This window comes from Streptomyces sp. NPDC047072 (assembly GCF_040643855.1).
GTDB lineage: Bacteria > Actinomycetota > Actinomycetes > Streptomycetales > Streptomycetaceae > Streptomyces.
In genome coordinates, this window is the sequence record NZ_JBEYVC010000078.1 from 23847 (window position 1) to 44615 (window position 20769).

The window sequence follows — 20769 nt, forward strand, 5'->3', positions numbered from 1 at the left end:
GGTACCGTCTCACAGGTTCATCACAGGCACGTCCGATCAAACTCCGTATCAGGGTGGGGAGTTCGGCATGGACAGACGCGGGTTCAACCGACGGGTGCTGCTCGGGGGCGCGGCCGTGGCGACATCGTTGTCGATGGCACCCGAGGCTGTGAGCGTCGACCGGCCGGCGCGGACCGCTCCGGCGGGCGGCGAGGTCAAGCACCTCAAGCTGTACATCGAGAAGCTCGCGGACGGGCAGTTGGGCTACGGCTTCGAGAAGGGCAAGGCTTCGATTCCGGGGCCGTTGATCGAGCTCAACGAGGGCGACACGGCGCACATCGAGGTGGAGAACACCCTGGACGTGCCGGCGAGTCTGCACGTCCACGGCCTGGACTACGAAATCACCAGCGACGGAACGAAGTTGAACCGCAGCGAGGTCGAGCCGGGTGGGACGCGCACGTACACCTGGCGCACGCACGCGCCGGGGCAGCGCAAGGACGGCACCTGGCGGGCGGGCAGTGCGGGGTACTGGCACTACCACGACCATGTGGTAGGCACGGAACACGGAACCGGCGGTATCCGAAAAGGCCTGTACGGCCCGGTGATCGTCCGCCGCAAGGGCGACGTGGTGCCGGACGCGACCCACACGATCGTCTTCAACGACATGCTGATCAACAACAAGCCGGCGCACTCCGGGCCCAACTTCGAGGCGACGGTGGGGGATCGGGTCGAGTTCGTGATGATCACGCACGGGGAGTACTACCACACCTTCCACCTGCACGGTCACCGCTGGGCCGACAACCGCACGGGCCTCCTCACCGGCCCCGACGACCCCAGCCAGATCATCGACAACAAGATCGTGGGCCCCGCGGACTCCTTCGGCTTCCAGGTGATCGCGGGCGAGGGCGTCGGCGCGGGCGCGGGCGCCTGGATGTACCACTGCCACGTCCAGAGCCACTCCGACATGGGGATGGTGGGGTTGTTCCTGGTGAAGAAGACGGACGGGACGATTCCGGGGTATGAGCCGCATGAGCACGGGGAGCAAGGGGTGGCGGGGCACGAGCACTGACGGATCATGGGTGGGTGACCCTTGTACTGACGCGCGCGGACCTGGAGACGGTGCTGGAGCCGGAAGCGTGCCTCTCGGCGCTGAGGGAGGGCTTCCGCAGCGCCGACGAGGTGACGGTCGCGGGACAACGGGTACGAACGGACCTGCCCTTCCCCGGCACGGCGACAGCTCTGCTGCCCGGCCTGCTGCCCTCCGTCCCCGCGTACACGGTGAAGGTCAACGCCAAGTTCCCCGGCGCCCGACCCGCCCTGCGCGGGGTCCTCTGCCTGCACAGCGGTACGGACGGCGAACTGCTGGCCCTCATGGACTCGGCCACGGTCACGGCTTGGCGGACGGGACTGGCGGCGGCACTGGGGACCCATCTGCTCGCCCGGCCGGGGAAGGGAGTGGTAGGGGTGATCGGCGCGGGAGCGCAGGCCGAACTGGTGATGCGCGGGCTTGCGGCCCTACGGCCCTGGGGTGCCCTCGTCGTGCACGACACGGACGCCGACCGCGCCGTCGACTTCGCCTCGCGGCACGGCGGACGGGTGCTCGCGTCACCGGCGGAGGTTTCCGGTGCCGCCGACATCGTCCTCTCGGCGACGTGGTCGAAGCAGCCTCTGCTGGGCCTGTCGGACACGAGGGCCGGGCAGCACTTCACGAGCCTGGGGGTGGACGAACCCGGCAAGGCGGAGCTGGCGGCCGATCTGCTGGACGAGGCGGTGGTCGTGGTCGACGACCGTGAACTGGCGGCGTCCATGGGCGTGTTGACGAGCGGTGGGACTGCTGGCGCCACCCTGGGGGAAGTGGTGCGCGGCGAACACCCCGGACGGACCGGAGAGGCGGACCGTACCGTGTACGCGCCCGTGGGCCTTCCCTGGCAGGACCTCGCCCTTGCCTGGACGGCGTACGAACGGGCCGAACGGGCGGGGATCGGACGACGGCTGGACCTGCTGAGTTGAGCCGTTGCCGCGAGAGCCCCCCGCCGCTGCCTTCTCCGCACGTGGACACACGACCCCCGAGGCATCACGCGCCGGCGACGGGCGGTGATCCACCCTGGAGCGCACGCCCACGCCCACGCCCTCGCCCGCGCGCAAGCGGCTTTCGTCGGCGGCGAGAGCGCTCTCACTGTGGTGTGAGGGCGGGTCTATCCTGATCCGCATCCCGCCGATGAGGAGCCCCGAAGTGACCGACACCGCGCCGCGCCCCACTCTGGAGGCCGTGGCCGCACGGGCCGGTGTCTCGCGGGCGACCGTGTCGCGGGTGGTGAACGGTGGGGACGGGGTCCGGGAGCCGCTCGTGGAGCGGGTGCGCAGGGCTGTCGAGGAACTCGGGTACGTGCCCAACCAGGCCGCCCGCAGTCTCGTCACCCGGCGCCACGACGCCGTCGCCGTCGTGGTCGCCGAACCGGAGACCCGCGTCTTCGCCGACCCCTTCTTCGCCCTCCAGCTGCGCGGCATCAGCAAGGAGCTGACCGCCCACGACAACCAGCTCGTCCTCCTGCTCACCGAGGGCCGCGACGACCACGCCCGCGTCGGCCGCTACCTCGCCGGCGGCCATGTCGACGGCGCGCTCGTCTTCTCGCTGCACCTCGACGACCCGCTGCCCGGACTGATCCAACGGGCCGGTGTGCCCACCGTGTTCGGCGGGCGGCCGGGATGGAGCGACGGCACGACCGGTGTCGTGTACGTCGACAGCGACAACCGGGGCGGCGCCCGCGACGCCGTCCGGTACCTCGTCGGACTCGGCCGCACCCGTGTCGCCCACATCACCGGTCCCCTCGACCAGACCTCCGCCGCGGACCGGCTGGAGGGGTACCGGGACGTCGTCGGCGGTACCGGCCCCGACCTCGTCGTGCCGGGCGACTTCACTCCGGGCGGCGGGGAACGCGCGATGCGGGAACTCCTCGACCGCTGCCCGGACCTGGACGCCGTGTTCGCCGCGAACGACCTCACCGCCTCCGGCGCCCTGCGCGTGCTGCGCGAACACGGGCGCCGGGTGCCGGAGGACGTCGCCGTGATCGGCTTCGACGACATGCTGCCGGTCGCCGAACAGACCGACCCACCGCTGACGACGGTCCGGCAGGACATAGAGGAGATGGGACGGTTGATGGCACGACTGCTGCTGCGCGGGCCGGACGACGGCGGGCTTCGGGACGGCGGCGGGGGAGAGGGGACTCGCGTCACCGGGGAAGGCGGGACTCAGGTCGCCGGGGAAGCCGGGGCTCGGCTCGCCGGGGCGACCGCACCCGCCGGTGTCGTCCTGCCCACCACGCTGGTACGGCGCGCCTCGGCGTGACCCCGGCCCCACGCCCTGCCCACTCTCCCCGATGAGCCCGCCCTGAACCCGCCCCGTCACACCTCCTGCGGTGCCGTCTTGATCACCGCAAAACGTGCCCCCGCCGGGTCGGCCAGCCGCGCCACCCGGCCGACGCCCGGGATGTCCGTGGCCGGCAGGCTGACCGTGCCGCCCAGCTCCCGCGCCTTCGCGACCACCGCGTCCGGGTCCGTGACCTCGAAGTACGGCAGCCAGTGGGCCCCGGCGGCCGCCTCCAGGGGGTCGTCGGCGAGCGGGACGACGCCGCCGAACATGGCGTCCTCGCTCTGCCCGCCCGGCAGGATCGTGGTGTAGCTGCCGCCCGGGAAGTCGACGCCGTAGGTCTCCAGGCCCAGGGCCGCGTGGTAGAAGAACGCGGCCATGGGCAGGTCCGCGGTATACAGCTCGACCCAGCACAGCGAGCCCGGCTCCTGCACCACGTCCAGCCCCTTGGTCCGCCCCGGCTGCCAGATGCCGAACGGCACGCCCGCCTTGTCGGCGAGAACCGCCATCCGGCCCTCCTCCATGACGTCCATCGGCGGCATCAGCACCTTGCCGTGAGCCTGCTCGGCCGCCTTCGCGGTGGCGTCCGCGTCCGGAGTCTGGAAGTACACCGTCCAGGACGGCGGGCCCTGCTCGCCGGTGGTCCGCATGCCGCCCGCGGCGGTCCTGCCGTCGAGCCGGAAGAAGCCGTAGCCGCCGGCTTCGGGCGGGCCCGGCTGGAACTCCCAGCCGAACAGGGCGCCGTAGAAGGAAATGGCGCCGTCGAGGTCGGGGGTGCCGAGGTCGAGCCAGTTCGGAGCGCCGGTGATGTAACGGGTGGTGAGCATTACTGCCCCTCCTCTGAAGGGTCCCGTGTCCTGCCACGACCGAGTCTTGCACCGCCCACTGACAATCGCCGCCGGGATGCGCGAGGGAGCCCGCCCCGGGTGCACCGAGGAGCCGCACAGCACACCCCGCCACACGCCCCGCTCCGCGCGCCGCCGTGCGCCCGTGCGTCGGACGCGGCACGATCGGGTCGGCCGGGGGCCATGAACGGCCGCGTTGATCCGGCGTTGATCGAACGTTTTTCGCTGCCCGGCACGATCTCGGCCATGAACGTGGACACCATCACCCCGGCCGACCTCTCCTGGCAGACGCGGGCCCTGTGCGCGGAGACCGGGGCGGACTTCTTCTTCCCCGAACCGGGCAGCTCGGTCCGTGAGGCCAAGAAAATCTGCGGCATGTGCGAGATGCGCCCGGCCTGTCTCGAGTACGCGATGCGCCACGACGAGCGCTTCGGCGTCTGGGGCGGCCTGTCGGAGAAGGAGCGCCTGGAACTCAGGCGGCTCGAAAACCGGTGAGCCGCCGGGACGGCGGTGCGGTTAGGATCCGGGAGCGCACCCGGGCGTAGCGCAGAGGCAGGCGCACCGCCTTGCCCAGGCGAAGACGTCGGTTCGAATCCGATCCCCGGGCTGCGTGCGCGGGCCCTGTGGAGCAGAGGCAGACTCGCCGCCCTCTCAAGGCGGATACGCCGGTTCGAATCCGGCCGGGGCCCATCACACGGGGGTCGGTAGCGCAGAGGCAGGCGCGCCTTCATCGCATGAAGGAGACGTCGGTTCGAATCCGACCCGGCCCACGCAGGCACCGAGGGGGCGGGGACACATGGGTGACGTGATCGGCGAGGAGGAGCTGGCCGCCTTCCATCGCACGGTCGGCAGGATGCGCGAGCTGCCCGTGGACGACCCCGTGCGGCTGCGCGCCGAGCAGGTCGCCGCCTCGTTCGCCCGCGACGGACGGCTCAGGCGCCGCAAGGCGCGCGGTGCGGAGATCTCCGCCGCCGACGCCGAGACGATGGCGGCCACCGCGACCGGCGCCCACGACCGGCGCGAGGACGCGCCCCTGGCCGTCCCCGGCGACGAGGGACTCTTCCACCGGGCGCGCAGTTGCTATGTCTGCAAGTCGCCCTATCGACAGGTCGACGCCTTCTACCACCGCCTCTGCCCGCGCTGCGCTGCCGACAACACGGCCCGCCGGGGCCTGACCACCGACCTCGGCGGACGCCGTGTCCTGCTCACCGGCGGCCGGGTGAAGATCGGCTTCCAGCTGGCCCTGATGATGCTCAGGGACGGCGCGGAGCTGCTGGTGACCAGCCGTTTCCCGCACGACACCCGGCGCCGCTTCGAGGCCGAGCCGGGCAGCGGTGCGTGGCTCGACCGGCTGACGGTCGTCGCGGTCGACCTGCGCGACCCCCGCCAGGTCCTCGGCCTGTGCGAGGAGCTGCGCCAGGAGGGCCGCCCGCTGGACGTCCTCGTCAACAACGCCGCGCAGACGGTCCGCCGGCCGCCCGAGTCGTACGCCCTGCTCGCCGCCGGAGAGCGCGACGCGCTGCCCGAGGGCACCCGCAGGGCGCCCGGCTTCACGCCGACCCGGATGCTTCAGAGCGGCGCCGCGTCGCTGCCCGCCGCGCTGCGCGAGGCTGACGAGGCCGGCCTGCTGCCCGACCCGTCCCCGGAGAACTCCTGGTCGGCCCGGCTCGGCGCGCTCGACCCGGCCGAGGTCCTGGAGACCCAGCTCGTCAACGCCCTCGCTCCGGCCCTGCTCTGCGACCGCCTGCTGCCCCTGCTGCTCGCCTCCCCGCACCCGCGCCGCTACGTCGTCAACGTCACCGCCGTGGAGGGGCGTTTCGCCGTCCGCAACAAGATGGCCGGGCACCCGCACACCAACATGGCCAAGGCCGCCCTCAACATGCTCACCCGCACCAGCGCCGCCGAACTCGCCGAGCGGGGCGTGCACATGTGCGCCGTCGACACCGGCTGGATCACCGACGAGAACCCGGCGCCGAAGAAGGAGCGGATGTCCCGCGCCGGGTTCCGCACGCCGCTGGACATCGTGGACGGGGCGGCCCGGGTCTACGACCCGATCGTGCGCGGCGAGGCGGGCGACCCCGTGTCCGGCGTGTTCCTGAAGGACTACCGGGAGGCGGAGTGGTGAGCGAGGACGGACCGGAGGAGGCGGGCGGCTTCGCCGGGGTGCCGTACGTTGTGCCGCGCCCGGCCGCCGAACTCGCCCCGCTGCTCGACTGGTTGCGGTCCGGCCGCCCGGCGGGCGAGCGGCTGGACTTCACCGCGGGTACGGCGCTGCCTGACGGGCGGCTCGACCTGTGCAAGCAGTCCCTGGGTGCCGAGGGTGCCGCACTGGTCGCCGACGCGCTGGCTCAAGGGCCTTCTCCGATACGGCATCTGCTGCTCGGGACCGACGGGCTGGGCGACGACGGGGCGGCCGCGGTGGCCGGGGCGGGCACCGGTGTCGAGACGCTCTACCTCGGGTGCAACGGCATCACCGAGGGCGGCGCCTGCCGGATCGCCGACCAGCTGCGGGCCGCCCCGCAGGTCGTCACCGGCGTGTGGCTCAAGCGCAACCCGCTGGGCGGCGGGGGCGGCCGGGCGGCGGCCGAACTCGTCGACGCCGCACGTGCGTTGCGCACGCTGGACCTCGTCCAGACCGGGCTCGACGCGGCCGGCCTCACCGTCCTGGCCGACGCGCTCCTGGCCGCGGCGGAGAACGGCCGGCGCATCGAGCGGCTGTTCGTCGGCGGCAACCCGCTCGGGGAGGCCGGGGCGCGGGCTCTCGCCGAGGTGATCGCGGCGGGCGCGGTCGACGAACTGTACGTGTCAGCCGCCCGGTTGGGCGACGGCGGAGCGCTTCGCCTCGCCGAGGCGTTGGGTCGGGCGCCGTACGGACGGCTCGTCCGGCTGTCCGTCGCGAGCAACGGCATCGGGCCCGCCGCCGCGGCCCGGCTGGTCGCGGCGGCGACGGCGGCCGGGGTCGAACTGCTGGACCTCGGACGGGTGCGGGCGGCGGGCGTGCTCGGGGCGCGAGACAACCGTGTCGACCTGACGGCGGCGGAAGCGATCGCGGACGTCCTCGCGAGCACCGCCGGACACCGCCTCACCCACCTGGTCCTCACCCACACCGGTCTGCGCAGCCGCGAGGCCCACCGTCTCCTGGACAGGGCGCCGCACGCGACGACGGCCACCCGCTTCGTCCTCGGCCAGGGCATCGCCACGAGCGTCAAACGCCGCCTCGACGCCCTGGCCGCCCACGTCCCGCTCCCTACGGTCCCGCCCGACGTGCGCGCCGTGCGCAGCGTGCACCGGACGGCGCCGCCGGATCCCGACGGTTGAAGCGCGCACCCCCGGTTCACCGCCGCATCGCCATGAACACCTCTGTCCAGAACCGCTGTTGCCGCGCCGACGCCCCCACCAGATACGTCGCCCGCAGCTTCGCCGGCAGCAGGGCCACCAGGCGGGTGACGGCGGCGCGGTGCTTCTTCAGCTGGGACAGCTCCGCGTTGGCGAGGACCTGGTGGACGACGTCGCTGTCGTCGCCGCCCTCCGAGGAGTGGTCGGCGGCCTGCCGAAGACGGGCCTCCCAGGCCGCGATGTCACGCGCGAGTTCACGAAGTCCCGTGACCGGCCTGCCCCGGAAGCGGTCGATCAGCGCGGTGAGCGGCACGGGCGCGTACTCGCCGTCGCCGAGATAGACCGTGCCCATCTCCAGCGGCAGCCCCCGCCGGTGCAGCTTGATCAGCCGCTCCAGCGTGCGCTTGGTGATCCAGGCCCGCCCGTCGTCGTCGATGTCGTGCTTCCACCACTCCAGGACCGTTTCCGCGTCCGCGCCGTACCGGGCCAGCAGCCACTCGTTGGCCGGTATGTCCTCGGGCTCGACCTGGAGCGAGGCCGTGAAACGGGTCGCCTGCGCGATGTTGTTCCGGGACACGAGCATCTTGCGGCCCAGATGGTACGGCGGGTTCTGCACCGCGATCTGCGCCCGCAGGTTCTCGATCCGCCGCCCCGCCAGCGACCACTCCTGAGTGATCTCCATCAGCTTGGCGAACGCGGCCTTGTCCTTGGGCCGGTTGTACTCGTCCCACACGATCGCCTTGGGCTCGGGCCCGGTGAACTTCGCCGCCAGGAGGTTGTCGAGGGTCCCGTCGGCCGACGGGATGGGCGCGCACAGGTCCTCGACGTTCGTCACCGGCAGCGAGAAGTACAGCGGCTCCCGCCCCAGCCCCATCCGCACCGTCTCCCGCACCAGCTCCGTCTTGCCGCAGCCCGGCGGGCCCTGGAGCAGCACCGTCCAGCGGTTGCGCAGCGCGGCGCGCACGACCTGCCGTACCGGATCGGGGATCGTCGCGGGGTTGGGCACACCGAGCGACTCGGCCACGCGGTCCAGGATCTCGGCCGTGCGGTTCTGCCCGGGCCGGCCGTCCGGTCCCGGCTCGGCGAGCCGCAGCCGCTCGCCGTCGACCAGGGGCAGGCCCCAGCGCAGCGGGAAGCCCTCCCGGGCGTTGGCCAGCACATGGTCCAGGGTGCGCGGGGACAGCAGCTCGCGCAGAGCGGGGGAGAGCGACGCCCACAGCGAGAACACCGGACGCAGGTCCCACGGGCGGTACTTGGCCGCCAGATGCCGTCGCCACGAGGTGTCGTTCGCCGTGATGCGCAGCGTCACCATGCGGTCCAGCAGGGCGAGGTCGCTGCGCCGGGCCGAGGTCTCGGCCAGCGACTCGTTGTCGGTGAGGAAGACGCCGACGCAGCCCAGCGCGCGCAGGTCGTGCTCGCCGAGCGTCCAGTCGCAGGCGATCTGCATCAGCTGCGACTGGATCGTCTCGCCCGCCTGGAGGGAGTCGTCGACGAGCAGCACGAACGGCTGTCCAGGCTTCAGCTGGCTCATCACCAGCTGGCGCAGCACCAGTTCACCGGTGTGCGGGTCGCGCACCGGCGCGTTGACGAGCAGGTCGTCCGGTGTGAGGTTCGCCGCCGGGACGTACACCAGCGTCGCGTCCGGGTACGCCCGGCCGATGTGCGAGAAGAACGTCGCCGTCTTGCCGATGCCGTGCTCGCCGAAGATCTGCCCCGTCTGCCCCATGTCGATCATCGCGTCGATGAAGGACTCCAGGCGCGAGGTCGTCAACTGCTCGGTGTCTGTGGTCATTTACCGTGATCCTGTAGTGACGCGATGGCAGTCCATCGCCGGGGTGTGCGTCTCGGGCCACTCGCTGCCGCCCTCCGTGATCAGCCAGATCCACTTGTCCGGCTCGGCGGGCGTGATCGGCGGGGCGTATCCGTCGGTGAGCACCACGACCGCGTCCGGGGTGACGTCGAAGCGCCGCCCCCTGACCTCCGTACGGCCCTCCACGTAGTCGGCGACCACCTGGAAGCTCGTGCCGCCACCGCCGTAGACCCGCTCGCCGGGCTTGAACGGCATGACCTCGCCGTCGAAGGACAGCCAGTGCGCCTCGACTCCGTCGATCCGCCCCACGAGCCGGGTGAGCCACTCGATCACGTGGTCCGGCATGGAGCCCGAGGTGTCGTAGGCGACGACGAGCACCTTGTCCCGGACCGGGCCGCGCCGCGAGAGCATCGGGTCCTGGCCGAGCGCCGCGAGCAGCGCGCCGCGCTTCTTCGGGTACACCAGCCGCTCGCCGTCGCGCAGTCGGGAGCCGAGCACGTCGACGAGCCAGCGCTGCCACCAGTCGACCGTGCGTGTGCGCGAGGTCTCGCCGCGCAGCGCGCCCGCGCCGAGGTTCCCCCAGATCCGCGCCGCGCGCGCGTTGCCGTCCGCGGTGCGGCCCATCAGGTCGAGCAGCTCGCGCTCCGCGCCGGTGTGCCCCCGCCGGGCCGCCAGCAGGGAGTTGAGGAGCGCCGAGGAGACGACCGCGTCGACGGTCTCCTGGTCGGCCGGGACGCCGCCCTCCACCAGGTGGGCGCAGAGCCGCCGTTCGGGCACGGGCGGGTGGCGCATGCGCTTCAGTTCGCCGTACACCCGCATGTCCGTCTCGGTGAATGTCTCGTACGGGACCGGCTCCAGGCCCTGCTCGGTCAGGTCCAGGACGTAGGTGTCGTAGACCTCGCGCGGGTCGACGCCTGTCGGCCGGCCGTCCAGCAGGGGCAGGTCCCGGCGGCCGAGGCGGACCAGCCCGACGTGGTTGACGGACACCTCGCAGGCCAGCTCGAACACCGGGTCCGCGCGCAGCTCGGGGTCGGTGAACAGGTGCCGGTGCACGAGATGCCGGGCCTCGTGGAAGAGCACGAACTTCACGCCGTCCAGGCCGAGTCCGACGAAGAAGTCCGGGTTGTAGAGCAGCAGGCAGGAGCCGTCGCCGGAGGCGACCACGGCCGCGGTGTCGATCGCGGTCGTCGGGATCTGATGACGGCACTTGGCGTACAGCCACGACGCCACCGCCGACTCCGTCAGCCCGAAGTCCAGCAGCGCGGCCTCCTTCAGCCGCCGCGCCTCCTTGACCACCGCCGCGTCCGTCGGCCGGTACCGCTCCAGCGCCCTGCGGTCGGCCAGGTCGACCACCGGGACACGCCGCCCCCGCTCTCCGTACGCCATCTCGAGCCCCCCGTACCGAAATCTCCCCCGTGCCTCATTGGTAGCAGCGCCCACTGACAACGGGCCAACGCATTACGCTCGGGGACCAAGGGCGGGGCCGTAGCGCAGAGGCAGGCGCACCGGTCTCCAAAACCAGAACACGCTGGTTCGAATCCAGCCGCCCCGCCCCCCTGCCCCCAGCGTTCGGGAAACGGCGGTTCAGGCGATCGCGCCCGCCGTCACCACCAGTTCGGGCGCCGTCCCGTGGAACGTGTCGACGAGCTGCGCGAGCACCGCCCAGGCCTCCTCGCGGTCGCCCAAGTGCTCGCGGACCAGGGGGCGCAGGGCGTCCTCGGCCTGGCGGACCCTGGCCGGGAACATCACATGACCCAGCGACAGGATCTTCAGCACGTGTGCGGCGGGGGAGTGCGACGTCGTGTACTCCGCGGGACCGGCCAGGACTCCCGCCTGCCGGACGCGGTGGGTGAACTTGGCGTGGCTGCCGAACCGTTCGCGCAGCGCGGGCGGACAGTCCGGGCGCACGGACAGCGCCCAGCGGGCGTAGCCGGGCAGCGGTTGCTCGTGGTCCGCCTCCGCGACGGCCACCCAGTCGCCGCGGCCGGTGACCATGGTGACGGTCTCCCGCGCGATCCCCATGGTGGTCACCTCGCGCAGCGCGCCGACGAGGCCGAGCCGGGTGACGGGCTCGGGAACGCGGAGGTCGTGATGGCGCAGGGATCGGTGCACCCGCACCGACCGGCTGCCGTCGGGCCCGAACGGCTCACCGCGCAGGACGGCCCGCCGCAGGCCGGAATCGGTGGAACGGTGCTGCCACACCACGAAGTTGAGGTCGGGGTCGTCCTCCTCCAGCACCCACAGCAGGACCGACGACGGGACGGCCGTGGATCCCCAAGGGGGCGCGGCGGTCAGTTGACGCCTGGCCTGCGTCAGGCCCTTTGACGCGGGTCTGGGCAGGCCGATCCGCGCCCGCACCCGGTCGGCCGTCCCGGCGTCGATCAGGCGCAGCAGGAAACCGACCGCATGGCCGGAGGTGACGTCCGCTCGCATGTGCGCATGATGCCGCAGGCGCGGCGAGGGGCGCACCGGGAATTCGGGCGCCCCGGTGGGTGTCAGGCGCTCGCGCGCGCCGCCATCCGCGCCTTGCGGGCCGCCAGCTTCTCGTCGAACTTCGAGGCCTCCGCGTCCAGGCCGTTCATGTAGAGACCCAGCTCCTCCTGGGCCTTGAGGCCCTCGGGACCGAGGCCGTCGATGTCCATGACCTTGAGGAAGCGCAGGACGGGCTGGATGACGTCGTCGTGGTGGATGCGCATGTTGTAGATCTCGCCGATCGCCATCTGCGCGGCGGCCCGCTCGAAGCCGGGCATGCCGTGGCCGGGCATCCGGAAGTTCACGATGACGTCCCGCACCGCCTGCATCGTCAGGTCGGGCGCGAGCTCGAAGGCCGCCTTGAGCAGGTTCCGGTAGAAGACCATGTGGAGGTTCTCGTCGGTCGCGATGCGCGCCAGCATGCGGTCGCAGACCGGGTCGCCCGACTGGTGGCCGGTGTTGCGGTGCGAGACACGGGTCGCCAGCTCCTGGAAGGAGACGTAGGCCACCGAGTGCAGCATCGAGTGGCCGTTGTCCGACTCGAAGCCCTCGCTCATGTGGGCCATGCGGAACTCCTCCAGCTTGTCCGGGTCCACCGCGCGCGAGGCGAGCAGGTAGTCCCGCATCACGATGCCGTGGCGGCCCTCCTCGGCCGTCCAGCGGTGCACCCAGGTGCCCCAGGCGCCGTCCCGGCCGAAGAGCGAGGCGATCTCGTGGTGGTAGCTGGGGAGGTTGTCCTCGGTGAGGAGGTTCACCACCAGGGCGATCCGGCCGATCTCGGTGACCTTGGACTGCCCCTTCTCCCAGGCCTCGCCGTCCTCGAAGAAGCCGGGGAAGTTGCGGCCGTCGCCCCAGGGCACGTACTCGTGCGGCATCCAGTCCTTGGTGACCTTCAGGTGCCGGTTCAGCTCCTTCTCGACCACTTCCTCCAAGGCGTACAGCAGCCGCGCGTCGGTCCAGTTGGCGGACGGGCTGCCGAGGTGAGGGGAAGTGATCGTCACAGGTACTCCAGGGGGGACGCGGTGAGAACAGGGGGAGTGCCGGCGAGCGGCGCCGGGAACTTACGGAATCGTAGGCTACGAAGCCGTAGGTTACGAGACCGTAGGTTAAGCCCGCTGTAAAGATCCCTGATCAGCGATGTTCCCTGCACATGACAAGCTACCCCGTGAGTCCCAGGTCCGGGGCCGATCGGGTGAGGCGATCACCCGGTCAGGCGTAGAGGTCCCGGAGCCGGACCGAGAGGCACGTCACACACCCTTCGAGCTTCTCGAACTCGCTGATGTCGACCAGGACCGGCTCGAAGCCGAGATCGGTGAGCAGGTCCGCCGTCTTCGGCGCGCTCGCCGCCATCAGCAGCTTGGGGCCGCCGAGGAGCACCACATGGGAGCCCGCCTCCTCGGGGACGGACAGGAAGCGCGGGAAGAGCGAGGGGCGGTCGACCTTGGGGATGTGCCCGATGACGGTCCCGTCGGGCAGCGCCGTGACCGCCGACTTCAGATGCAGCACCTTGCTCACCGGGACGGCCACCACGCGCGCGCCGAGCGGCTCGAAGGCGGCCCGCAACTGCTGGACGCCGGCCGCGTTGGTGCGCCCGCCCCGGCCCACGTAGATCGTGTCGCCGACCTTCAGGACGTCGCCGCCGTCCAGGGTGCCCGGCTCCCAGATCCAGTTCACCGAGCAGCCGAGGCGCGCCACGGCCTCCTCGACGCCAATGGTCTCCTCGCGGCGCGACTCGGCGCCGGAGCGCGCGATCAGGGCGACGTTCTTGTACATGACCACGGTGTCCTCGACGAACACCGAGTCCGGGCAGTCGTCCTCCGGGTCCACCTCGACGGTCTCCCACCCGTGCGCCCGCAGGGCCTCGACGTAGGCCTCCCACTGCTCGGCCGCGAGATCGACGTCGACCTTCTCCCGCTCGACATGCGTCACCAGGCCTTCGGCGAGGCGCGGGCTGGGGCGGCGGACGAGGGCCTTCTTGCTGGGCACGAGGAACTCCGTATCGGCGGGACGGTGGCGGCGCCCGCGCGGGGCACCGGTCAGCCATCATGCAACCCGCGTCCGTGTCGACAAAACCCTCGTGGTCAGGCTGTGGCCCTCCTGAGACGCATCACACCTCACCCGTTCCGACGGGCGACACGCGCGCGTGCCGCTTCATGGGCCTCCCGCAGCAGCCGTACGACGGTCCCCGTCGTCCGCTCGCCGGGGACGACGACGCAGATCCAGCCGAGGGCGCCGTACACCGGGTGCGGCAGGACGCGGTCCGCCTCCGCGAGGTCGTAGGGGGCGACGAGGTCGCCGGTGAGCCTCCGCAACGCCGTACGGCCCACATGGACGTTGACGCGCCACCGGCCCGGGGCGTCGAGGGCGGAGTCGGTGTCGCCGGGGTGGTCCTTGGTGACGATCGTCCCGTACGGCTGGGTGGTGCGGGGCAGCACGCCGTCGGGGGCGTAGTAGAAGAACGCGTCGCCCCACGCGATCTCCGGAAAGTCTCCACCGGGCTCCGGGGCGACCACCAGCGCCCCCTCGAAGCCGCGCACGGTCGTGATGATCTGCTCCATACTCATGGTTCGAGCATCACCTTCAAGTGCTGATGTGGGGTTGGCCGGATGCGGACCGTCGATGTCGCCGAGGAGACCGGGTACTCGGTGCAGCAGGTGCGCGACCTGGAGCGGCTCGGGGTGATTCCGCCGGCGGCCCGGTCGGACAACGGCTACCGCTCCTATACGACCGTCCATGTGCACGCCCTGCGCGCCTACCGGGGGCTCGCGGGCGCCCTCGGCCCCGTCGAGGCACGCCGACTGCTCACCGCACTGCGGGCGGGGACGCTCACGGAGGCGGCCGCCGCGGTCGACGAGGCGCACGCGCGGCTCGCGCGGGAGCGGGCGGAGGTGCTGCGGGCCCAGGGGGCGCTCCGGGCGATCCAGGACGAGGAGACCGGGCCGGACGGCGACTCCATGACGATCACCGAACTCGCGGAGGCGCTCGGGGTACGGTCCTCCACGCTGCGGTTCTGGGAGCAGGAAGGGCTGGTCGAACCCGAGCGCGTCACGACGCTACGGGCCCGTCGCTACGGTCCCGCCGCCGTCGGGGCGGCCCGGATCGTCACCGCGCTGCGGGCCGGCGGCTACGGCGTCCCGGCCGTCCGCGAGATCATGGGCACCCTGGACGGCCGCGACGGCCTGGAGGAGACCCGGCGCCTCCTCGGGGACCGCCTCGACCGCATCGCCGCCCGAAGCGTGGCGCTGCTCCGGGCGGGCGCGGATCTGGCGGAGGTCGTCACCGCCGTACGGGAGTCGGCCGTACAGGAGACGGCCGTACCGGAAGTCGCTACGCCGGGTGCTCCACCTCCTCCGGCGTGATCTCCCGCAGCTCCCCGTCCAGCAGCAGCCAGCGGGTGATGCCGATCGACTCCAGGAACGGCACGTCGTGGCTGGCCACGATCAGCGCCCCCTCGTAGGACTCCAGTGCCGTGGTCAGCTGGCGCACGCTCGCCATGTCGAGGTTGTTCGTCGGCTCGTCGAGCATGAGCAGCTGGGGTGCCGGTTCGGCCAGCATCAGCGCGGCCAGTGCCGCCCGGAAGCGCTCGCCGCCGGAGAGCGTCGCCGCCCGCTGGTCGGCGCGGGCACCCCGGAACAGGAAGCGGGCGAGACGGGCCCGCACCCGGTTGTTGGTGGCACCCGGCGCGAACCGGGCCACGTTCTCGGCGACGGTCAGCTCGCCGTCGAGCACGTCGAGACGCTGCGGCAGGAACCGCAGCGGCACATGGGCCTTCGACTCGCCCGACACCGGCTCCAGTTCCCCGGCTACCGTCCGCAGCAGCGTCGTCTTGCCCGCGCCGTTGCGCCCGATCAACGCCACCCGCTCCGGGCCCCGCAGGTCGAAACCGCCCTTCACCCGCGCGCCGTAGGCGAGTTCGAGGTCCAGCAGCGTGAGGACCGTACGGCCCGGCGGTACCGCCGTGTACGGCAGGTCGACGCGGATCTCGTCGTCGTCCCGGACCGCCTCCACCGCCTCGTCGAGGCGTTCCTTCGCCTCCGAGAGCCGCTCCTCGTGCATGATGCGGTGCTTGCCCGCGGACTCCTGCGCCGCGCGCTTGCGCGCCCCCATGACGATCTTCGGCTCGCGCTTCTGCTCGAACATCTTCTGGCCGTACCGCTTGCGGCGGGCCAACTTCATCTGAGCGTCGGCCAGTTCGCGTTTCTGCTTGCGGACGTCGGACTCGGCGACCCGCACCATCCGCTCCGCCGCCTCCTGTTCGACGGAGAGCGCCTCCTCGTAGGCGGAGAAGTTGCCGCCGTACCAGGTGACCTCACCGGAGCGCAGGTCGGCGATCTGGTCGACCAGGTCGAGGAGTTCGCGGTCGTGGCTGACCACGACCATGACGCCGGGCCAGGTCGAGACGGCCGTGTACAGGCGCCTGCGGGCGTACAGGTCAAGGTTGTTGGTCGGTTCGTCGAGGAGCAGGACGTCCGGCCGGCGCAGCAGCAGCGCGGCCAGCCGCAGCAGTACCGACTCGCCGCCCGAGACCTCGCCGGTGGTGCGGTCCAACCCGATGTGGCCGAGGCCGAGTTCGCCGAGGGTGGCGAGGGCGCGTTCCTCGACGTCCCAGTCGTCGCCGACGGTCTCGAAGTGCTCCTCGGACACGTCGCCCGCCTCGATGGCGTGCAGGGCGGTGCGCCGCGCGGCGATGCCGAGGGCCTCGTCGACCCTCAACCGGGTGTCCAGCGTGACGTTCTGCGGGAGGTAGCCGACCTCGCCGGCCACCCGGACGGTGCCGTCGGCCGGGGCGAGTTCGCCGGCGATCAGCTTCAACAGGGTTGATTTCCCCGATCCGTTGACGCCGACGAGCCCGGTGCGGCCGGTGCCGAAGGTGACGTCGAGGCCCTCGAAGACGGGGCTGCCGTCGGGCCAGGAGAAGGCGAGGGAGGTGCAGGAAATGGCTGTAGGCATGTGTGCCTCCGCGGTTGCTCGATGCGATCAGGGGCAAACGCGTATCGAGACACCTGTGACCCAGGAGGCGAGAGGAGGCCCAGGGCACGAAAATGGCCCTGTCCGTCGGGACGGCTCGGCTGCCGAGGTCACACTCGGTGCACCCCACCTGGGGTGACACGGTGTCTCAGGACCTCAGACGAGCAACGTCCTACTCCGATCGACGACAACAGAACCGTTGTACAACGTAGGAGGCGGCCCTCGGGGCTGTCAACGCATTAACGCCCCTAGGAGGCCCTGTGCGCGGCCCTGTACCCCACGGCTCGCTCTCCCTGCCCGCCCGGCTCGCCCTGCTGAGCCGGGACGGTGACGGGGCGGAGATTCCCGGGACCGCCCAGGTGGTCCGGGCGGGCGCCCTCGTGGAGTTGGCCGTCCGCGGACTGCTCGTCGACGAGGACGGCATCGCGACACCGGCCGACATGGACTCCGACTCCGGCGACCCCGTCCTGGACGGGCTCCTGGAACTCGTACGGGAGTCCGGGCCGCACGGGTGGCGGACCTGGGTGACGCTGCACTCCCGGGTCACGCGGGACGTCGTACGAGAGCAACTGGCCGCCGCGGGATATCTGCGGGGCCGCAGGAAGTGGACGCTCGGGATCTTCCCCTCGGTCGCGTACGAGTCGGCGGCTCCCGGCGAGGCGGCGGCGCTCCGGCTCCGGCAGGACGTACGGGGAATCCTGGACGGGCGGGTGCCGGCCGAGGAGGTCTCCGAGCGGGACGTGGCGACGACCGTCCTGGCGGCCGCGGCCGGTCTGAGCGCGCTGTCGCCTTCTGACGGCCCCGAGGACATGGCTCGCGTCGAGGACCTGATCGAACGCGGCGGTGAGGTGGCTCCTGTCCTGCGGGAGGTCGCCCATGAGGTGCGGGCGACGGTGGGCGGGAGGGCGTCGGCCGCGGCTGGCACCATGCCCCGGTGAGCTATTTCTCGTATTTCAGGATCGGTCCTGATGACGACTGGCAGCGGCCGCCGGAGCCCCAGCGCGCCGAGCCCGGTCAGTGGCCGAAGCTGGAGGCCGCCCTCGCGGTGGTCAACAGGGACGTGACGGCGACCCTGCCGGGTCAGGACCCGCTGGTACTGATGGTCGACGAGGGCCGGGTCCATGTGGCGATGCCCGACGGCCGCTGGCAGGGCAACCCGGTGAACGCGCAGGCCCCGGAGGAGGGCGACCCGCTGGAACCGGACGATCCGGACACGGTCCTGACCGTGGTCGCCGATGCGGCGCAGGAGACCGTCGTGGAGTTGCTCTGGCAGGTCTGGCCGGTCTGCCGGGAACACCGGATCGGCATGCACCCGCGGCCCCCGGGGACCACCGACGACTGGTACGAGGACGCGAAGCACGAGGCCGGCCCACCGGTGTGGTGGTGCCGGGGCAGTCGGGACGGCAATGGCCACGACGTCTGCCCGGTGGGCGAGTTGGCCGGCACCCTGCCGGGAAAGGAGCGGCGCGCACTACGGCGCGACCGGCGCCGGTAGTCGCCCGGACGCGAGCCCACGTCCACGTCGGATTCCTGCCAGCCCCGCCCGTCGTCGGCTGCTTGGCTGGGCCGCATGACGCACTACGACACCCTGCGGGAAGCCGCCGTCGCCTTCCGCGCCCTGCACGTCCCCGGGACCCCGCTCGTCCTGCCCAACGCCTGGGACGTCCCCAGCGCCCGCCTCGTCGAGGACGCCGGTGCCGCCGCGGTCGCGACGACCAGCGCCGGGCTCTCCTGGGCGCTGGGGGTGGCGGACGGGGACCGGGCGGAGCGGGAACGGGTGTCGGCGGCCGTGGGGCGGATCGTGGCGGCCGTACGGGTGCCGGTCAGCGCGGACATCGAGACCGGCTACGCGAAGGACGCGGAGGGCGTCGCCGACACCGTCCGCGCGGTGCTCGCCGCGGGCGTGGTGGGCGTGAACATCGAGGACGCGCTCTACGAGGAGGGAGCGGCGCCGCTGCGGTCGGTCGCCGAACAGCGCGAACGCATCGCCGCCGCCCGCGAGGCCGCCGATGCCGAGGGTGTGCCGCTCTTCGTCAACGCCCGTATCGACACGTTCCTGCGCGGTGCCGGCGACATCGACCGCACCCTGGAGCGCGCCGCCGCCTTCCGCGCCGCGGGTGCCGACGGGATCTTCGTCCCCGGGGCCGTCGACCCGGGAACCCTGAAACTCCTCGTCGACGGAGTCGACGCACCGCTGAACGTCCTCGCCGGACCCGGCGCCCCGCCCGTCGCCGAACTCGCCGCGCTCGGAGTGGCACGCGTCAGCACCGGCTCGTCCCTCGCCGAGGCCGCGCACGCCGTGGTCCACCGCGCCGCTCGGGAGCTGCTGGGCACGGGGACGTACGAATCGCTGGAGGGCGGGCTCGCCTACGGCACGCTCAACACCCTGCTGGGCGGGCGTCGTTAAAGCGCGTCCTTAAAGCGCGTCCCGCATCAGCTCGGCCAGGTCGTGGTCCAGGTCGAGCTGGAGGTGCTCCAGACCGACCGGCACCAGGTCGTTGGTCGCCTCCAGGAACCGGCGCACCTCGCTCGACCGGACATGGACGACGGCGGTGCCCTCGGGGGCGTGGAACTCCAGGACGGTGCGGTCGTAGCCGTAGGGCCGCACGCGGACGTCGCCGTGGCCCTGCGGTTCGTGCTGGCCGAGGGTGAGCAGCTCGCGGCTGAAAGTCCAGCAGACCTCGACACCCTCCAGGGTGGCGGGCGCCGGGAAGGTCATCCGGACGGCGAACGGATCGGTCCGGTCGTAGTGCAAGGTGGCGGGAATGCTCGGCATCCGCGGTGCCGCGGCGACGAGACGGGCCTCGACGGGCTGCTCAATGACGGTGGACAACGCCTTGCTCCCTTGTGACGGCGGATGTGACGGCGGACGGGACGTCCGGGGATGAGGCCGGGCACTGACAGAGACGTCGGAACGACCCGATCCGTGCACACCTTTTTCGAGTGACCTCCGTCACCGCCGTTCATACACGCGTGTGACGAGATCCACCTCCCGTGCCCCGAAGGGCACTTGGGAATCCCGTGCCACCGACGGCCGTCTGGACGCCGTCCGGCCGGGCGGCTAACTTCGCCCGCCATGAGGCGCTCGGGGAACACGCGACGAACGAGACGGACGATGCGCACGATGGCCGCGGGGGCGGTCTGCGCCGCGGCGCTGGCCGCCCTGACCGCCGTACCGGCCGAGGCGCACGCGCGCGACGGCCGTGCACCGCACTGGGAACTCAAGAACACCGGCACCAATGGCGTACGGTTCCGGGGCCTCGCGGCGGTCAGCAGGGACACCGCCTGGCTCGCCGGCACCCAGGGCACCGTGCTGCGCACCACCGACGGTGGCAAGAGCTGGCGAAACGTCTCGCCGCCCGGCGCCGTCGATCTCCAGTTCCGCGATGTCGAGGCCTTCGACGCGCGCCGGGCCGTGGTGCTGGCCATCGGCGAGGGCGAGGCGTCCCGGGTGTACCGCACCGAGGACGGCGGGGCGACCTGGACCGAGTCCTTCCGCAACACCGACGCGAAGGCCTTCTACGACTGCCTCACCTTCTTCGACACCCGCCACGGCCTCGCCATGAGCGACCCGGTGGACGGGAGGTTCCGCATCCTGTCCACCGCCGACGGCGGCCGCTCCTGGAAGGTGCTGCCGGACCAGGGCATGCCGGCCGCGCTCGACGGCGAGGCGGGCTTCGCGGCGAGCGGGCAGTGCCTGGTCTCCGCCGGTCCCAGGGACGTCTGGCTGGCCACCGGCGGCGGCGCACGCGCGCGTGTACTGCACTCCGCGGACCGCGGGCTGACCTGGACGGCCTCCGACACGCCGATCCCGGCGGGCGCGCCCGCCAAGGGCGTCTTCGCCCTCGCCTTCCGCGACCGCGCGCACGGGCTCGCGGTCGGCGGCGACTACAACCCCGACCAGGCGTCCCCGCAGGCGGGCGCCCGCTTCACCTTCAGCCAGTCCGGCACCCCTCGCGCCGCACCGGCGATGCCGATCTGCTCGGTCATCC

General features: G+C 72.2%; 20 protein-coding genes and 4 tRNA genes. 15 read left to right on the forward strand and 9 right to left on the reverse strand.

Going from position 1 to position 20769, the window contains the following annotated elements:
• The first annotated feature begins 67 nt into the window (after positions 1–67).
• The 3 genes from ABZ896_RS28935 to ABZ896_RS28945 all read left to right on the forward strand — a co-directional run bounded on the left by ABZ896_RS28935 (position 68) and on the right by ABZ896_RS28945 (position 3325).
• A complete protein-coding gene (locus ABZ896_RS28935) occupies positions 68–1048 on the forward strand; it encodes a multicopper oxidase domain-containing protein (RefSeq protein WP_360935372.1) in 981 nt (326 codons plus the stop codon).
• Positions 1049–1062: 14 nt separating this feature from the next.
• Positions 1063–1989: an ornithine cyclodeaminase family protein gene (locus tag ABZ896_RS28940; RefSeq protein WP_360935375.1), complete on the forward strand. Its 927-nt coding sequence runs from the start codon at positions 1063–1065 to the stop codon at positions 1987–1989.
• Between the two features lie 223 nt (positions 1990–2212).
• Positions 2213–3325 carry a LacI family DNA-binding transcriptional regulator gene (locus ABZ896_RS28945; protein ID WP_360935378.1) on the forward strand — a complete coding sequence of 371 codons (1113 nt, stop codon included), beginning with the start codon at positions 2213–2215 and terminating at the stop codon, positions 3323–3325.
• A 56-nt stretch (positions 3326–3381) separates the two neighbouring features.
• On the opposite strand, the gene ABZ896_RS28950 is transcribed toward ABZ896_RS28945, so the two are convergent.
• On the reverse strand, positions 3382–4173 hold the full coding sequence (locus ABZ896_RS28950) for a VOC family protein (protein WP_360935381.1): 792 nt from the start codon (positions 4171–4173) through the stop codon (positions 3382–3384).
• Between the two features lie 201 nt (positions 4174–4374).
• Here ABZ896_RS28950 and ABZ896_RS28955 point away from each other — a divergent pair, with 201 nt between their 5' ends.
• The 6 genes from ABZ896_RS28955 (at position 4375) to ABZ896_RS28980 (ending at position 7509) form a co-directional block, all read left to right on the forward strand.
• Entirely contained in the window at positions 4375–4686 is a 312-nt protein-coding gene (locus ABZ896_RS28955; RefSeq protein WP_360935384.1) for a WhiB family transcriptional regulator, read from the forward strand.
• 39 nt (positions 4687–4725) lie between these two features.
• Positions 4726–4798, forward strand: a tRNA-Gly gene (locus ABZ896_RS28960).
• Positions 4799–4808: 10 nt separating this feature from the next.
• Positions 4809–4880, forward strand: a tRNA-Glu gene (locus ABZ896_RS28965).
• Positions 4881–4889: 9 nt separating this feature from the next.
• Positions 4890–4961: transfer RNA gene (locus tag ABZ896_RS28970), tRNA-Ala, on the forward strand.
• A 26-nt stretch (positions 4962–4987) separates the two neighbouring features.
• On the forward strand, positions 4988–6316 hold the full coding sequence (locus ABZ896_RS28975; protein ID WP_360935387.1) for an SDR family oxidoreductase: 1329 nt from the start codon (positions 4988–4990) through the stop codon (positions 6314–6316).
• On the forward strand, positions 6313–7509 hold the full coding sequence (locus ABZ896_RS28980) for a ribonuclease inhibitor (RefSeq protein ID WP_360935390.1): 1197 nt from the start codon (positions 6313–6315) through the stop codon (positions 7507–7509). Before ABZ896_RS28975 ends, ABZ896_RS28980 begins: the two co-directional genes overlap by 4 nt.
• A 16-nt stretch (positions 7510–7525) precedes the next feature.
• Here the strand turns inward: ABZ896_RS28980 and ABZ896_RS28985 are convergent, their stop codons facing one another.
• Both ABZ896_RS28985 and ABZ896_RS28990 read right to left on the reverse strand, forming a co-directional pair.
• The gene (locus tag ABZ896_RS28985; protein ID WP_360935393.1) at positions 7526–9319 is read right to left on the reverse strand and encodes an AAA family ATPase; all 1794 of its coding nucleotides are present in this window, start codon (positions 9317–9319) and stop codon (positions 7526–7528) included.
• The gene (locus tag ABZ896_RS28990; RefSeq protein ID WP_360935396.1) at positions 9320–10723 is read right to left on the reverse strand and encodes a hypothetical protein; all 1404 of its coding nucleotides are present in this window, start codon (positions 10721–10723) and stop codon (positions 9320–9322) included. It abuts the gene before it with no gap.
• 91 nt (positions 10724–10814) lie between these two features.
• Between ABZ896_RS28990 and ABZ896_RS28995 the strand changes: the two genes are divergently transcribed.
• Positions 10815–10890 (forward strand) — tRNA-Trp (locus ABZ896_RS28995).
• 31 nt (positions 10891–10921) lie between these two features.
• Here the strand turns inward: ABZ896_RS28995 and ABZ896_RS29000 are convergent.
• The 4 genes from ABZ896_RS29000 to ABZ896_RS29015 all read right to left on the reverse strand — a co-directional run bounded on the left by ABZ896_RS29000 (position 10922) and on the right by ABZ896_RS29015 (position 14367).
• Positions 10922–11770, reverse strand: coding sequence for a hypothetical protein (locus ABZ896_RS29000; protein ID WP_360935399.1), 849 nt, complete (start codon positions 11768–11770; stop codon positions 10922–10924).
• A gap of 62 nt (positions 11771–11832) precedes the next feature.
• Positions 11833–12810, reverse strand: a complete 978-nt coding sequence (locus ABZ896_RS29005) for an acyl-ACP desaturase (RefSeq protein ID WP_360935402.1) — start codon at positions 12808–12810, stop codon at positions 11833–11835.
• A 208-nt stretch (positions 12811–13018) separates the two neighbouring features.
• Positions 13019–13795, reverse strand: coding sequence for a dimethylargininase (gene ddaH / locus ABZ896_RS29010; RefSeq protein WP_360935405.1), 777 nt, complete (start codon positions 13793–13795; stop codon positions 13019–13021).
• A 128-nt stretch (positions 13796–13923) separates the two neighbouring features.
• Positions 13924–14367 carry a DUF6194 family protein gene (locus ABZ896_RS29015; RefSeq protein ID WP_360935429.1) on the reverse strand — a complete coding sequence of 148 codons (444 nt, stop codon included), beginning with the start codon at positions 14365–14367 and terminating at the stop codon, positions 13924–13926.
• A 48-nt stretch (positions 14368–14415) separates the two neighbouring features.
• Between ABZ896_RS29015 and ABZ896_RS29020 the strand changes: the two genes are divergently transcribed.
• On the forward strand, positions 14416–15168 hold the full coding sequence (locus ABZ896_RS29020; protein WP_360935408.1) for a MerR family transcriptional regulator: 753 nt from the start codon (positions 14416–14418) through the stop codon (positions 15166–15168).
• Here the strand turns inward: ABZ896_RS29020 and ABZ896_RS29025 are convergent.
• The gene (locus ABZ896_RS29025) at positions 15137–16759 is read right to left on the reverse strand and encodes an ABC-F family ATP-binding cassette domain-containing protein (RefSeq protein WP_360935411.1); all 1623 of its coding nucleotides are present in this window, start codon (positions 16757–16759) and stop codon (positions 15137–15139) included. The two genes, ABZ896_RS29020 and ABZ896_RS29025, sit on opposite strands and share 32 nt — an antisense overlap.
• Positions 16760–17037: 278 nt before the next feature.
• Between ABZ896_RS29025 and ABZ896_RS29030 the strand changes: the two genes are divergently transcribed.
• From ABZ896_RS29030 to ABZ896_RS29040, 3 genes are all read left to right on the forward strand, one after another.
• Positions 17038–17715: a GPP34 family phosphoprotein gene (locus tag ABZ896_RS29030; RefSeq protein WP_360935414.1), complete on the forward strand. Its 678-nt coding sequence runs from the start codon at positions 17038–17040 to the stop codon at positions 17713–17715.
• Entirely contained in the window at positions 17712–18272 is a 561-nt protein-coding gene (locus ABZ896_RS29035; RefSeq protein WP_360935417.1) for a hypothetical protein, read from the forward strand. Before ABZ896_RS29030 ends, ABZ896_RS29035 begins: the two co-directional genes overlap by 4 nt.
• 75 nt (positions 18273–18347) lie before the next feature.
• On the forward strand, positions 18348–19184 hold the full coding sequence (locus ABZ896_RS29040; protein ID WP_360935420.1) for an isocitrate lyase/phosphoenolpyruvate mutase family protein: 837 nt from the start codon (positions 18348–18350) through the stop codon (positions 19182–19184).
• Between the two features lie 9 nt (positions 19185–19193).
• On the opposite strand, the gene ABZ896_RS29045 is transcribed toward ABZ896_RS29040, so the two are convergent.
• Positions 19194–19610: an SsgA family sporulation/cell division regulator gene (locus ABZ896_RS29045; RefSeq protein ID WP_360935423.1), complete on the reverse strand. Its 417-nt coding sequence runs from the start codon at positions 19608–19610 to the stop codon at positions 19194–19196.
• Between the two features lie 291 nt (positions 19611–19901).
• Here ABZ896_RS29045 and ABZ896_RS29050 point away from each other — a divergent pair.
• Positions 19902–20769 (forward strand): oxidoreductase (locus tag ABZ896_RS29050; protein ID WP_360935432.1); only part of this gene is annotated, 868 nt, incomplete at its 3' end.

What these genes read in the sequence shown, in the direction of transcription:
- ABZ896_RS28955 (WP_360935384.1), top strand. Translation starts at nt 4,375, where the DNA reads ATGAACGGCCGCGTTGATCCGGCGTTGATCGAACGTTTTTCGCTGCCC.
- ABZ896_RS29025 (WP_360935411.1), bottom strand. Translation starts at nt 16,759, where the DNA reads ATGCCTACAGCCATTTCCTGCACCTCCCTCGCCTTCTCCTGGCCCGAC.
- ABZ896_RS29015 (WP_360935429.1), bottom strand. Translation starts at nt 14,367, where the DNA reads ATGGAGCAGATCATCACGACCGTGCGCGGCTTCGAGGGGGCGCTGGTG.
- ABZ896_RS28935 (WP_360935372.1), top strand. Translation starts at nt 68, where the DNA reads ATGGACAGACGCGGGTTCAACCGACGGGTGCTGCTCGGGGGCGCGGCC.
- ABZ896_RS29040 (WP_360935420.1), top strand. Translation starts at nt 18,348, where the DNA reads ATGACGCACTACGACACCCTGCGGGAAGCCGCCGTCGCCTTCCGCGCC.
- ABZ896_RS29000 (WP_360935399.1), bottom strand. Translation starts at nt 11,770, where the DNA reads ATGCGAGCGGACGTCACCTCCGGCCATGCGGTCGGTTTCCTGCTGCGC.
- ABZ896_RS28985 (WP_360935393.1), bottom strand. Translation starts at nt 9,319, where the DNA reads ATGACCACAGACACCGAGCAGTTGACGACCTCGCGCCTGGAGTCCTTC.
- ABZ896_RS28990 (WP_360935396.1), bottom strand. Translation starts at nt 10,723, where the DNA reads ATGGCGTACGGAGAGCGGGGGCGGCGTGTCCCGGTGGTCGACCTGGCC.
- ABZ896_RS29020 (WP_360935408.1), top strand. Translation starts at nt 14,416, where the DNA reads ATGCGGACCGTCGATGTCGCCGAGGAGACCGGGTACTCGGTGCAGCAG.
- ABZ896_RS28975 (WP_360935387.1), top strand. Translation starts at nt 4,988, where the DNA reads ATGGGTGACGTGATCGGCGAGGAGGAGCTGGCCGCCTTCCATCGCACG.
- ABZ896_RS28950 (WP_360935381.1), bottom strand. Translation starts at nt 4,173, where the DNA reads ATGCTCACCACCCGTTACATCACCGGCGCTCCGAACTGGCTCGACCTC.